The sequence below is a fragment of the Thermoprotei archaeon genome, assembly GCA_038881895.1.
In the GTDB taxonomy this organism is placed as follows: Archaea; Thermoproteota; Thermoprotei; order Gearchaeales; family WAQG01; genus JAVZOV01.
The window spans coordinates 1-12,467 of record JAVZOV010000005.1 but is presented as its reverse complement, the minus strand read 5'-3'; the positions used below and the strand labels follow the sequence as shown (position 1 = coordinate 12,467).

18 protein-coding genes and 1 tRNA gene are annotated in these 12,467 nt (G+C 36.7%); 13 read left to right on the top strand and 6 right to left on the bottom strand.

Going from position 1 to position 12,467, the window contains the following annotated elements; all coding sequences use genetic code 11:
• Positions 1-69: 69 nt before the first annotated feature.
• The 4 genes from QW128_08345 to QW128_08330 form a co-directional block, all read right to left on the bottom strand.
• Complete coding sequence (locus tag QW128_08345) at positions 70-213, bottom strand: hypothetical protein (GenBank protein ID MEM3833573.1); 144 nt, start codon at positions 211-213, stop codon at positions 70-72.
• Between the two features lie 293 nt (positions 214-506).
• Positions 507-710, bottom strand: coding sequence for a hypothetical protein (locus tag QW128_08340; protein MEM3833572.1), 204 nt, complete (start codon positions 708-710; stop codon positions 507-509).
• A complete protein-coding gene (locus tag QW128_08335) occupies positions 707-829 on the bottom strand; it encodes a hypothetical protein (GenBank protein ID MEM3833571.1) in 123 nt (40 codons plus the stop codon). The genes QW128_08340 and QW128_08335 overlap by 4 nt, the downstream gene beginning before the upstream one ends.
• 328 nt (positions 830-1,157) lie before the next feature.
• Positions 1,158-1,232: transfer RNA gene (locus QW128_08330), tRNA-Gly, on the bottom strand.
• Positions 1,233-1,400: 168 nt separating this feature from the next.
• Between QW128_08330 and QW128_08325 the strand changes: the two genes are divergently transcribed.
• On the top strand, positions 1,401-2,018 hold the full coding sequence (locus tag QW128_08325) for a DUF447 family protein (GenBank protein MEM3833570.1): 618 nt from the start codon (positions 1,401-1,403) through the stop codon (positions 2,016-2,018).
• Between the two features lie 68 nt (positions 2,019-2,086).
• Positions 2,087-2,506 carry a hypothetical protein gene (locus QW128_08320; protein ID MEM3833569.1) on the top strand — a complete coding sequence of 140 codons (420 nt, stop codon included), beginning with the start codon at positions 2,087-2,089 and terminating at the stop codon, positions 2,504-2,506.
• 60 nt (positions 2,507-2,566) lie between these two features.
• Here the strand turns inward: QW128_08320 and QW128_08315 are convergent, their stop codons facing one another.
• Positions 2,567-2,980 (bottom strand): secondary thiamine-phosphate synthase enzyme YjbQ, encoded by a 414-nt coding sequence (locus tag QW128_08315; GenBank protein ID MEM3833568.1) that lies wholly within the window; start codon positions 2,978-2,980, stop codon positions 2,567-2,569.
• Positions 2,981-3,077: 97 nt separating this feature from the next.
• On the opposite strand from QW128_08315, the gene QW128_08310 reads away from it, so the two are divergent.
• From QW128_08310 to sufD, 4 genes are all read left to right on the top strand, one after another.
• Positions 3,078-4,382: a Clp1/GlmU family protein gene (locus tag QW128_08310; GenBank protein MEM3833567.1), complete on the top strand. Its 1,305-nt coding sequence runs from the start codon at positions 3,078-3,080 to the stop codon at positions 4,380-4,382.
• Positions 4,383-4,750: 368 nt separating this feature from the next.
• A complete protein-coding gene (locus QW128_08305; GenBank protein MEM3833566.1) occupies positions 4,751-5,314 on the top strand; it encodes a cob(I)yrinic acid a,c-diamide adenosyltransferase in 564 nt (187 codons plus the stop codon).
• 77 nt (positions 5,315-5,391) lie between these two features.
• The gene (gene sufB, locus QW128_08300; GenBank protein ID MEM3833565.1) at positions 5,392-6,795 is read left to right on the top strand and encodes a Fe-S cluster assembly protein SufB; all 1,404 of its coding nucleotides are present in this window, start codon (positions 5,392-5,394) and stop codon (positions 6,793-6,795) included.
• A gap of 22 nt (positions 6,796-6,817) precedes the next feature.
• Positions 6,818-8,239, top strand: a complete 1,422-nt coding sequence (gene sufD / locus QW128_08295) for a Fe-S cluster assembly protein SufD (protein MEM3833564.1) — start codon at positions 6,818-6,820, stop codon at positions 8,237-8,239.
• 50 nt (positions 8,240-8,289) lie between these two features.
• Here the strand turns inward: sufD and trxA are convergent, their stop codons facing one another.
• Positions 8,290-8,727, bottom strand: coding sequence for a thioredoxin (trxA, locus tag QW128_08290; GenBank protein ID MEM3833563.1), 438 nt, complete (start codon positions 8,725-8,727; stop codon positions 8,290-8,292).
• Between the two features lie 186 nt (positions 8,728-8,913).
• On the opposite strand from trxA, the gene QW128_08285 reads away from it, so the two are divergent.
• The 7 genes from QW128_08285 (at position 8,914) to QW128_08255 (ending at position 12,253) form a co-directional block, all read left to right on the top strand.
• Positions 8,914-9,072, top strand: a complete 159-nt coding sequence (locus QW128_08285) for a hypothetical protein (protein ID MEM3833562.1) — start codon at positions 8,914-8,916, stop codon at positions 9,070-9,072.
• Between the two features lie 44 nt (positions 9,073-9,116).
• Positions 9,117-9,575, top strand: a complete 459-nt coding sequence (locus tag QW128_08280; protein MEM3833561.1) for a 30S ribosomal protein S13 — start codon at positions 9,117-9,119, stop codon at positions 9,573-9,575.
• A 10-nt stretch (positions 9,576-9,585) separates the two neighbouring features.
• A complete protein-coding gene (locus tag QW128_08275) occupies positions 9,586-10,092 on the top strand; it encodes a 30S ribosomal protein S4 (protein MEM3833560.1) in 507 nt (168 codons plus the stop codon).
• 5 nt (positions 10,093-10,097) lie between these two features.
• The gene (locus QW128_08270; protein ID MEM3833559.1) at positions 10,098-10,511 is read left to right on the top strand and encodes a 30S ribosomal protein S11; all 414 of its coding nucleotides are present in this window, start codon (positions 10,098-10,100) and stop codon (positions 10,509-10,511) included.
• 16 nt (positions 10,512-10,527) lie between these two features.
• Complete coding sequence (locus QW128_08265) at positions 10,528-11,016, top strand: pantetheine-phosphate adenylyltransferase (GenBank protein ID MEM3833558.1); 489 nt, start codon at positions 10,528-10,530, stop codon at positions 11,014-11,016.
• A gap of 114 nt (positions 11,017-11,130) precedes the next feature.
• Entirely contained in the window at positions 11,131-11,733 is a 603-nt protein-coding gene (locus QW128_08260) for an IS607 family transposase (GenBank protein MEM3833557.1), read from the top strand.
• Positions 11,708-12,253: a hypothetical protein gene (locus QW128_08255; GenBank protein MEM3833556.1), complete on the top strand. Its 546-nt coding sequence runs from the start codon at positions 11,708-11,710 to the stop codon at positions 12,251-12,253. The genes QW128_08260 and QW128_08255 overlap by 26 nt, the downstream gene beginning before the upstream one ends.
• Positions 12,254-12,467 lie beyond the last annotated feature (214 nt).

Below are 12,467 nucleotides of genomic sequence, written 5' to 3'. Positions count from 1 at the left end.
CGATGATTAATTAGGGTTACACTGAACCTAATGAAGAAAAGGCATTAACATGAGCCATTTTTAAACTTATCAGCTTTGAAACTGTTTTATTACTGCATAGATTGTCCTCTTATCCTTTATAAAATCCTCATAATCCATCCCCTCTACAAAGTCCATTACATTTTCCATAACTCTGATTATGTCCTCTAGATAATCTAAAAACTCTCTTTTCATATATTTACAACTTCCTCTAAGATGTGCTTCCTAATTCTCGGCTTTAAGTGCTTTTCTCAACCAAATCAACTTTTAACTCCTAGTTTTTCACTCAAATAATTTTCCAACTCAATAAAATTCAAAAGGCTCAATCTCTTGAAAAGGTAAATAGTGAACGTCACATGCAATGTCTGGATGATGCTCCTTGTTTACATCCACGTTTATTCCCCTAATTTTCGTTTTCCGCATCCGACATCTAAACTCAATAAGCTACCACCCTTTCATCATCATAATATATGTTAACTCTGGATTATCTACATCTTCCTACGTTCATAGCCTCCCTTGAAACCTTCAGCTTTCACCCATTTTATTTTGCCTGGATTCCAATTCCACTTTTGTTTTTCCTTTATTCCTGCAAGTTTGACAATTTGCTGTTTCATTTTAACAATGCTCGCCTCTAAACTATCTAAGAAATCGCAGAAATCCTCAAGAAAAACCGTCAAATCCCCATCACTCATGCCTGAACACCTTTCTGAGCTAAAAGTTTCTTAATTTCCGCAGCTACAAACTGCACCTCGGTTGAATCGCCTATATCCAATAAATGAGAACGTAATTCCTCAAGCTCCTGCAAGCTCATTTTAGAATAGTCTGATTTCCGTTTAGGTTTGATGGGTGGTTTAGTTTCTGCTGCTTTCTTATTCTTCCACGAATGGTTTATTCACCGATAAATGGGATTGACTTGCGGATTCTGGAATTTTGCCAAGTCGAATTAGTCTTTCCCTTAAAACTACGTTTACAACTTTAAAACAAGCACAGCGGTTAGGTTTAAACGTTTCACAATACTGCGAAAACGTTCTGAAAATAGGAATAGAAACATTAACCAATTCATTCCAAAAATAGCACAGAATCAACCCGCTTCAGACGAAATAAGCAAGGAAGGTATCAGAAACGCAGTTTCTGATGAGTGCGGCCGCCGGGATTTGAACCCGGGTTGCCAGCGTGGCAGGCTGATGTCCTAGTCCAGGCTAGACGACGGCCGCGTCTATAAAAACTAAGAAAAAGGTTGTCTAAATAGTTTTCCTTTACTCTCCCAAGAATGAGAGCTCTTTGGAGTCTATATTTTAACAGAATTCTAAGCTATTGGTCAATTTGCTGCTTGTATTATTAAACTTATATTAAATTTAAATTGATATATTTTAGAGGGTGGCATGCTTCGTGAATTAGGGTTTTCGGAAAATACGTATTCTGAAATAATTCTAGTTGTTACTAGGGATGGAGAGGTTAACGCAGCACCTATAGGTGTTAAGTTAATTAATGATAACATTATGGCTATTATTTTCAAGGATTCGGTCACATATTTGGGTTTAATGGGTTGTGGTGAATGTACTATTAATGTGACCTCTGATGCTCGTGTTTTTTATAAGTTTGTGATGAATGAAAGAATAGGGGCTGATGAACTATTATCAAGCGATATTATTCATGTGCCAGCCTTAAAAATTGCGGATGCTGTAGTAGAAGCGAAAGTGGCCGATGTTATTGATAAGGGAGATAGAGCAATTTTTTACTTTGTTCCTGTTAATTTTAAAATACTTAGAAGCATGCCTAGGACTTTTAATAGGGCGCATCCGGCAATTATAGAGGCGCTTGTTCACTATACTAGGATAAAACCATACTTAACAATGGGGTTATCTAGTGAAATAGATAAACTACTTGAACGCATTAAAATGTGTGTTGATACTGTCAGACATTCAACACGAGATACAGAGTTATTAAATATTGCAAACGATATATTATTAAAGGCAGTTAAAGATGCTAAAAGACAATGATTAGATATCATGTTAATTCTTGTCACATTTAGATAAAAATAATTAGACCTATAAAACTAAGCATAGGTATGGAAGAGTTAGATGAATTGCGTAAAGTGATACAAGATATGAAGAATAATGAAGATTTAGAGAAAGTTAGAATTTTTCTTAGAACATTACAGGGGTTCATCCCACCGCATCCTGATGCTATGATAGGATTGGCTTCATTCGGAAATCGTTCATATTTTTTAACTAGCGATGGTGTTGTTGTCAGGTTCTCACCATCATCAGAGGAAGGATTACCCTTTTTATACATTCCAACAAGGCTCGTGAATTATGATGATATACCACCTCAAGTATTAAGTAACGTGAAAAAGAACATCAGTACAGTGTTAAAGGAAGTTTACAATGTAGCGTCAGCTTGGATTTATAACATACCAAACACAAATCCTAGGTACATCAAGATCAGGGAATTAATAGAATATTTGGAAAATTCAAATTTGCATTGAGAGCATTCGTTAGGTTGAGAATAATGGCATATTTTTGTTATTTTTCTACCATGTTCTGGATTACTCACCTACGATTTCTACTATAATTTTGCGCTGGGATCGTGGTCCATCAAGCTCTACTAGTAAAATATTCTGCCACGTTCCTCTTATTATTTGTCCATCTTTTATTGGAAAAATTCTTTCTGAACCGATGATTGAAGATGCTATGTGTGCATGAGCGTTATCATCTATCCTATTGTGTTGATATTTTTCATTTGGAGGGTATAGTTCTTTTAACTTATTAATTATATCGTTAAGTAAACCTGGTTCATGCTCGTTTACTATTAATGATGCTGTTGCATGAGGAACAAAGATAATACAAAAACCATTTCTTACACCACTTTTGCTAACAATTTTTTCAATTTCACTCGTTATATCAATGAGTTCAAACAGTTCATGTGATCTTACATATATTTCGTTAAAGAGAATCTTCATGTCTAATCCATTAAATATTTCTACCGAAGGTTTAAAAACCTAAGCATGATTTAATTAAATTAGTAGAAAACACAATATTTCACAGAAGGGATCGAGCGTGTCGGTTACAAAATCTGAAAAAATAACTCCAGAATCTTGGCTACTAATTAGAGGTCCTGCAAGAGTAGATGTAAAAAGAGGAAGTGTAGAAGTGTTTGGCGCGTCCATCGAAGCTGGTGGTTCATTCACAATAGTGGGTGGACGACAGGTTCCTATGAAGGGTCTTACAGAATCTGAGATTATATTTATATTAGGAGAGAGTGGTTCCTATGAATTAGTAGAGGAGCAATTAATACCGGATGATTGGGTTAATGCTGTTCATGAAGTTTTAAAAATTTCTAATCCGAATGTAATGATTATTGGTGCTGTGGACACTGGCAAGAGTGGTTTTACATTATATTTAGCAAATAAGCTAGTGGCTAATGGATTTAGGGTAGCTGTTATTGATACTGATGTTGGACAATCTGATATAGGCCCTCCCGGAACTATAAGCTTAACATTGCTTGAGAAACAAATACCATCATTTTTGGATACAAAACTTGTAGATGCCTATTTTGTTGGTGATAAATCACCAGTTGGACACTTATTACCGATAGTTGTTGGTTCGCAAAAAATGGTTAGAAAAGCACAAATGCTTGGAGCTAACGCCATAATCATCAACACATCCGGATTAACAGAGGGTGGCATAGCAATGGCATTACGATATCATATGGTCGAAGCAATAGATCCTAACGTTATAATAGTTTTACAACGTGAAAAAGAATCTGAACATTTAGTTAAACCTCATGAGGATTTAATAAAAGTGATACGATTACAATCTCCTAAACACATTTTAAGAAGAAATCGCGAAGAACGTGGAGACTTTAGATTGTTCAAAATGGCAAAATACTTATCTAATGCTAAGAGCATAACGTTAAACCTTGATAATATCATTCTATTGAACACAATTATTAAGCAAATGCCTGAAAACTTCTTCTTAAAAGAAATTGTAAGAAATATATTAAACATTGAACCAGAATATGTTGGCTCGGATGACACCACAGCTATAATTGTGATCGATAAGATTCTCTCTCCAAATCAGCAAGATCGCATCGAAAAAACATTAAGAGGTGCAAATTTTGTGGATGTAAAGATTATTTCCACGCAATTAATCAAGGGATTATTGCTTGGGTTGTATGATGCCAAAAAACACTTCCTAAACATAGGCATACTTGAGAAATTAGATCTACATAAAAACATTATAACTATAAAAGGACAAATTAGCGAATCAGATTTCAATAGGATAAAGTATGTTTACTTCGGTTATATAGTACTCAACGAATTAGGAATCGAAATAAGAAGATTAAAACCCGGCACTTTTTAACACAGTCGGCGGGGAGTCTCCATCCGTAGGGGTGGGGATGAAGGCCGATAAGCTTATATTTTTTCTCGTTGTGTTTATCATTGTCTGCTTGGTTGGCAGACCTAGTAGGCATGGGACAGGCCGAAAGAGAAGCCTGCTGAGGGCAAGACCTCCGTAACCCACCTTCCACACGGGATTCCCGAAACGGTCTCACCTGCCGAGACCTCCGCTGTGGGTGTGGAGATCGAGTCTGTCCGTGGAAGCAGGAAGCCACCTGCGAAAGCTGGTGGTAGTTCACATTAAAACTCAAGCTAAAAAGTTTCACATGAAGAAAATAGGCATGATAAACAAAGATTTATTTAACCTAAAATTAGAACTACTTGATAATCATGTCTTTAAAAACACCATATTTCACGAGAACTGGTGACAAAGGAGAAACAAGTCTTCTAGGTGGTCGGCGTGTCCCGAAATATGATCTAAGAATAGAGGCAACAGGCACAGTTGATGAATTAAACTCTTTCATAGGTTTAGCCAGAAGTATTTGTACGTATGAAGACTTGTCGAGGATACTGGAAAACTTGCAACAAGATCTTTTCATAGTGGGAGCAGACATCTCAGCACCGAACGATATATCACCATCATTTAACATACCACGAATAGATAAAAAACACGTCGAAGATCTTGAGAAGCTCATTGAGCAATACGCCAGTGAAATAAAACCAATAACAAGGTTTATACTTCCAAGCGGGACTCAGCTAGCAGCACTCTTACATGTAGCTAGAACAATATGTAGAAGAGCTGAAAGAAAAGTTGTTCAACTCGCAAGCACTGAACCTATCAATAATTATCTAATAGTTTATCTTAATAGACTCTCAAGCTTGCTTTTTGTGCTAGCGAGAATTGCTAATGCCCGTGCAAACATTAAAGAATTAGAGGTGACATACAAACGTTAATAAACTGTTTCCGTAAAAATATTTTAAGTACGCAAACTATATATAAATGATAACATATGTTATATTGGAGATAGAAAGTGAGCAACATAAAGAAGGAATTAGAATTTGATTATAGTAAGTATGATTTTAAAGACCCAGAATTATATGTGTACAAAACTAAGAAAGGTTTGAGTAGAGAAATAGTAGAGGAAATTTCAAGATTAAAAAATGAACCAACATGGATGACTGAATTTAGGCTTAAAGCGTTTGAAGTTTTTGTCACAAAACCAATGCCCCAATGGGGTCCAGATCTAAGCGAAATAAACTTTGATGACATAATTTACTATATCAAGCCTACTGAAAAAAAGGGTAGAAGCTGGGACGAAGTGCCTGAATACATAAAGAAAACATTTGAACGATTAGGAATACCTGAAGCAGAGAGAAAATTCTTAGCTGGTGTTGGAGCGCAATATGAATCTGAGGTTGTGTATCACAATATTAGAAAAGATTTGGAGGCAAAAGGTGTCATATTCACTGATATGGATACTGCTGTTAAAGAATATCCGGATATCGTTAAAAAATATTTTGGAACTGTTGTTCCACCTAACGATAATAAATTTGCTGCATTAAACAGTGCTGTATGGAGTGGAGGAAGCTTCATTTACGTTCCTGAGGGTGTAGAAGTTGACATACCACTGCAAGCATATTTTAGAATAAATGCAGCCAATGTAGGACAATTCGAACGGACACTTATAATAGCGGAACCTTATAGTAAAGTTCATTATATAGAAGGCTGTACTGCGCCTATTTATAGCACTGATTCATTGCATGCCGCTGTAGTAGAAATAATAGCTAAAAAAGGTGCGAAAGTTAGATATACAACAATACAGAACTGGTCTACTAATGTTTATAACTTAGTTACTAAACGTGCCTTTGCATATGAAGATGCAACCGTGGAGTGGGTAGATGGTAATATAGGGAGCAAAGTTACTATGAAATATCCATCCATATATTTGCTTGGAAAGAATGCCAAAGGAGAAGTAATATCAGTTGCATATGCCAAAAGAGGGCAGCATCAAGATACCGGATCTAAGATTTACCACTTAGCACCATACACTACATCAAGAATAACATCGAAATCCATAAGCAAAGACGGTGGAAGAACCAGTTATCGTGGACTAATTTATGTCGCAAAGGGCGCTAAGTATGTAAAGTCAAGTGTAAGATGTGATGCATTATTGCTTGATGAAATATCTAGAACAGATACTTATCCGTATGAGGAGATACAAGATGATACTGCAGTCACCACTCATGAAGCTACAGTAGGCAAAATTAGTGAAGACCAACTATTCTACCTTATGAGCAGAGGAATACCTGAAGTTGATGCACTAAACATGATAGTCATGGGATTTCTTGAACCATTCATAAAAGAATTACCGATGGAATACGCATTAGAACTCAACAGATTAATAAAATTAGAAATGCAAGGATCAGTAGGATAGGTTTATTTCCTAATTTTAATATATGGAGACTGTAGTAATGACTATCATACATAATAGATTAAGCACAGATTTGATCACGGATTACTCAAGAAGAACAGAAGAACCAGAGTGGCTACTTAACATGAGACTTAATGCTCTTGAAATTTACAAGAAACTTCCCATTGAAATGTCACCTCTTTATAAAAAACAAACACTAGTAAATGAGATAGAGGTAGATAATGCAATACTTTTCAATGATTCATCAGTTCAGAAAATTATTAACGATCCAATTGGAAATATACAAAACCTAATAGTTAATATAGATTCAGAAACAGTTGAGATAAAGTTAGCGAAAGAACTTAAGGATATAGGCGTCTTTTTTGCTGATCTAAATACATTACTCAACAAACATTATGAACTAGCAAAAAAATATTTGAAAAACAGAATTCTAAAACCAGAGGAGGATAAATACTCAGCATTAAACCATGCACTATTTAACAACTTACTCTTTATTTACATACCGCCAGGAATCGAGATACTAACACCATTAAGAAACATAAATTATCTTACAGGAACAACAGGAGTATTCACACAAACCATCATAGTAGTAAGTGAAAACAGCAAAGCAACATTCATAGAAGAAATATATCCGTTACATACATCTTCCACACAACAATTCATTCACAGTAATATAACTGAAGTATACATTGATAGAGGCTCTGAACTCACGTACATATCAATCGAAAATCAGAATAAAAACAGTCTATCCTTTTTAAACAGAAAAGCATCAATAGGAGAACAAAGCGCACTAAACTGGGTTTCAGGACATTTTGGCGGGTCACTAACAAGATCACGATTTGATGCAGACCTTAATGGCCAAGGGGCAAACATTGAAGACATAGAAGTATCACTAAGCACAGGAAACCAACGATTTGACATAACCGCAAATCTAAATCATAGATCACCGGTAACAATAGCTCACGCAATAATCAAAAGTGTCGTTAAAGACCAATCCAGATCAATAAGTAAAGGTGTTATAAAAATAGAAAGAAATGCAAAAAATTCAAGCGCATACCTAGCAGAACATGCAATGATAATGAATGATGCCCGAGCAAATACAATACCAGCCCTTGAAATAGAAAATAATGAAGTGAAAGCAACGCACTCAGCATACATTACACAAGTAGATGAAGAACAGCTATTTTATTTGATGTCAAGAGGCTTTGACAGAAACAATGCAATAAAAATGGTCGCCTTGGGATTCTTCGAACCAGCAATAGATAGAATACCAATACCAACACTCAGAATAGCATTACGACATATAATAGACAAAAAATGGAGCGGCATAGAGTATGAAAAACTAATCGGAAAAGAAAAAATCTTCGAAGAACTACTCATAGAAGAATCAACAGAAGAAATTACTAAAAAACATGACATATTCGAAGGACATTATAAATACAGATAAACAGTTCCTTTCTTGCCCTAAAAACATTAAAGTTATCTGCTTTTAAATTCTTAATCATTTAAATAGGGAACCAGAGCCCTTTCAAATTCTAGTATACTAGTAGCGCCCACAATACGTTCAACAGGCTCACCATTGTAGAATATCATAAAAGTTGGTATGCCCATTATATTATACCTGTAGGCAATGGCCCTGTTCTCATCAACGTTCAGCTTCCCTACTACAACCTTACCAGCATACTTTCTGGCAAGCTCCTCAACAGTAGGTGCCATTAATATACACGGACCACACCACGCCGCCCAAAAATCTACAAAAACTACTCTATTATTGCGGATCACTTCATCGAAATTATTTACATCAAGTTTTATAGGCTTTACAACAGCTTTTTTCTCTTCAACCACAGTAGAATCTTTCTTCATACTCTCCTTAAGCATACGTGAAAGCATTTTACTCTTTATAATCTCTAGACTATCATCATTACTCTCTGTCATGTAAACCACCCAAGACAAATATAAAAATCAAAATATAAAGTTTTGCTCTCAAAACAGAAAAATACGGTCTCATTTTTCAGTCAAGGATGACGTCAAAAAGCGTTAAAGAGAATGATAAGCTTCGCCGTTGTCAGCAGTTTCGGAATAGATAGGTTTAAATGGAGGTTGATTACTTTATTCTTAATGATGTCTGGAGATTACGAAGAACTGCTTAGACCAAAGGATGTCGCAAAGATATTCAACATCTCAGTTAAGACTCTCTGGGAGTGGCAGAGGAAAGGCTTTCTGGAATTATTAGCAGTGTATGGGTGCATGAGATCATTGTGCGATGACGCAATACCTTAGAAAAGTATTTAAACAAAAGCTTATTATTGTTTTTGGCGGTTAAGTTGAGTGAATCGCAGGCAATAATTCCCATAGTTCGGCTGGCGAATAAGGATTTGAATGGACTACATAAAACTTTCTTTGCCTTACATAAAATTAAGGGTATAGGAATAAACACGGCATACGCAATATGCAGAATAGCAAATGTTAATCCAGAAGCACCACTAGGTTCTTTAAGTCCTAAAGATTTAAAAACACTTGAGAATTTAGTATTAAATCTTACGAGTGGAGGAGTGCCATGGTGGTTTACAAATAGACCTCGCGATCCAGAAACTGGAAAACACTATCATCTAATAGGCTCAGACCTCGTCCTTAAGGTAAAGGAAGATATAGGCAAGGAGAAGGAGTTAAAGACATGGAGAGGAATTAGACATGCATACGGTCTTAAAGTTCGTGGGCAACGTACTAGGACTACCGGACGCACAGGCGCAATTGTGGGTGTAACTAAAAAGCCTAAAGAGTAGGGTGAATATCGTGGGTGATCCTCGTAGAATAAAAAAGAAGTGGAAAAGTCCAAGACATCCATGGAGAACTGAAACTCTTAAGAGTGAACTAGAATTAGTAGGCAAATATGGTTTACGAAATAAGCGAGAACTGTGGAGAGCACGAACATTATTACGTAACATAAGAATGCAGGCACGAAAATTGCTAGCTTTAAAAGAAGACGAAAGAAATGTAAAACTTAAGATCCTTGTTAATAGACTCTATAGGTTAGGGCTAGTTTTGCAGAATGCTACAATAGATGATATACTAGGCCTCACCATTGAGGACATGCTAAACCGAAGACTACAAACGGTCGTTTATAAATTAGGTCTTGCAAGAACAGTATATCAGGCAAGACAATTTATAGTCCATAAGCATGTGAGAATAGGAGGAAAAATAGTCAGCAGACCAGGATATCTAGTAAGAAGAGATGAGGAAGCTTTAATCACATGCGATATTCCGCTCATTAAAGTTGAAACTTCAAATAATTCAAGGTGATATAAATGAGTGAGAGCACTACACAATCTAAGAGTAATTTAAAGTGGGGCATTGCACACATATACGCATCAAGAAACAATGCACTCATTTACATAACAGATTTATCTGGCGCTCATACATTTGCTTGGTCAAGCAGTGGTTCTGTGGCAAAAGTTGATAGAGAGAAAAAAACACCTTATGCAGCAATGATGGCAGCAAGCAAAGTAGCAGAAGAAGTAATGAAACAAGGTATAAATGCTGTACATATTAAAGTAAGAGCACCAGGCGGACACGGACAAAAAACGCCAGGTATTGGTGCGAGCGCTGCCATAAGAGCATTAGCTAGAGCAGGTTTAATAATTGGTAGGATAGAAGACGTCACACCATTACCACACGATACAACTAGAAAGCCTGGTGGTAGACGCGGAAGAAGAGTATAATTTTCGGTGAACCTATTTGTGCAAGAAGGTTGCATTAGGAGGAACATTTGATCACCTTCACATTGGCCATCGTACTTTGATAGATAAAGCATTAGAAAGCGGATGCAAATCAATAGTCATAGGTGTTGTTTCTGATAAATTGCTTTCGTCAAAAGCTCTCAGTATGTTGATAAAACCTTATGAAATGCGATCAAAAAAAGTTATGAAATACATAAAAAAGAAAACCAATAATAAAGTAAATATTATCATAGAACCTCTTAATGATCCCTATGGACCAACAATAAGCGACCCAGACATCGACACGATTGTTGTTAGTGAAGAAACACTTCCTCGCGCAATAGAAATTAATGCAATACGAATTCAACGTGGACTAAAACCTCTTAATATCATAATAGTTGAAATTGTTAAAGCAGAAGATGGAAGACCACTACGAGCCACAAGGGTAAGACTCAGTGAAGTCGATGAAAATGGTAAACTTCTAGCTAATATGTCGTTAGACTTTTAAACTCATGTTCTCCACGACTAAAGTCGGGAGGGTTAGACAGCAGTTCCCAAATAGATATATTTTTATAGACGTTCATGGATATTTATTTTGATGAGTGTGGAGAAGCATTATACGATGAAGGAAGCCAGTAGAATTCTTGGTGTTAGCGTTAGACGACTTCAGATTTGGGATAAGCAAGGATTAATTAGGTGTGTGAGGACGCCTGGGGGTAGGAGGAGAGTACCTGAAAGCGAAATAAAACGAATTCTTGGGGTAAAAGAAGTCGATGTAAGTCGTAAAGTCGTAATATATGTTAGAGTCTCTTCCCATGATCAGAAGGGAGATTTAGAAAGGCAAAAACAAAGCTTACTGGACTATGCTAATTCTAAAGGTTATGAAGTAGTAGCAGTTCTTGAGGATGTTGCTAGCGGTCTTAACGAGAATAGAAAGTCTCTGAATAAGCTTTTCGATATTGTTGAAAGGAAGGAAATTGGTGCAGTTATCGTTGGGTTTAAGGATAGGATCACAAGGTTTGGCTTTAAATATCTGGAAAGATACTTCTCCTCTCATGGTGTTAGGATCGAAGTTATCAACGGTGAAGAACCTAAAGATGCTTATCAGGAGCTTGTGGAGGACTTGATTGCATTAGTCTCAAGCTTTGCAGGAAAGCTCTATGGTTTGAGAAGTCACAGGTATGAGAAGGTAGTTGAAGGTGTCAAACAGCTTATTGTTGAATGAGACCTGCAGGTTTAAGCTTGAACCCGAAGAAGAGCAAGCGACCATTCTTGAGGGTCTGTTCAAGACCTACTCAGAGATGGTTAAAGCATGTTTGGATAGGGCTATGCATTTAAACGTAACCTCACGTAAGAAGCTTCATGAAGCAATTTATAAGGAGCTGAGGGCAGAATATCCTAACTATCCATCTCATTACATCTACACGGCTATAACGCAAGCTCTGGGAATTTTCAAATCTTATAGAAGGCTTTCAAGGAAGAGGGAAAATGCCAAACAACCAGCAATAGAGGACTTAAAAGTAATCCTCTTAGACGATGCGCATCTCTTTTGGTTCAGTTTTGGAAGACTGAAGCTCGCTACGCATAAAGGTCATATCATAATACCTTTCAAGGTTCATAATCACTTTGAGAAGTTTAGGAGTTGGCAGGTTAAAGGCTCAAGGCTCGTAAGGCTCAATAATGAATACTATCTTCACGTCACTTTTAGAGAGACTGTTGAAGAGAGAGAGGCTGAAGGGTTCTGAGTTAAGTAGAGATTCATAGTGTTTTATCACCTCTACTCAACCCTTCCCTCTCGATTAGCTCATCGAGGGCTTTCGGGGTGAACCCAATTCCCCACATCTGAAGGTCAACCCCCAGCCCACCCATCCCCATAGGAAGTCATGCTTCCAGAGCAGAGGGGACACTAAAACGTATGAGCAAACCATATTTAAACCTATCTGCTCTGAAAATACTGAC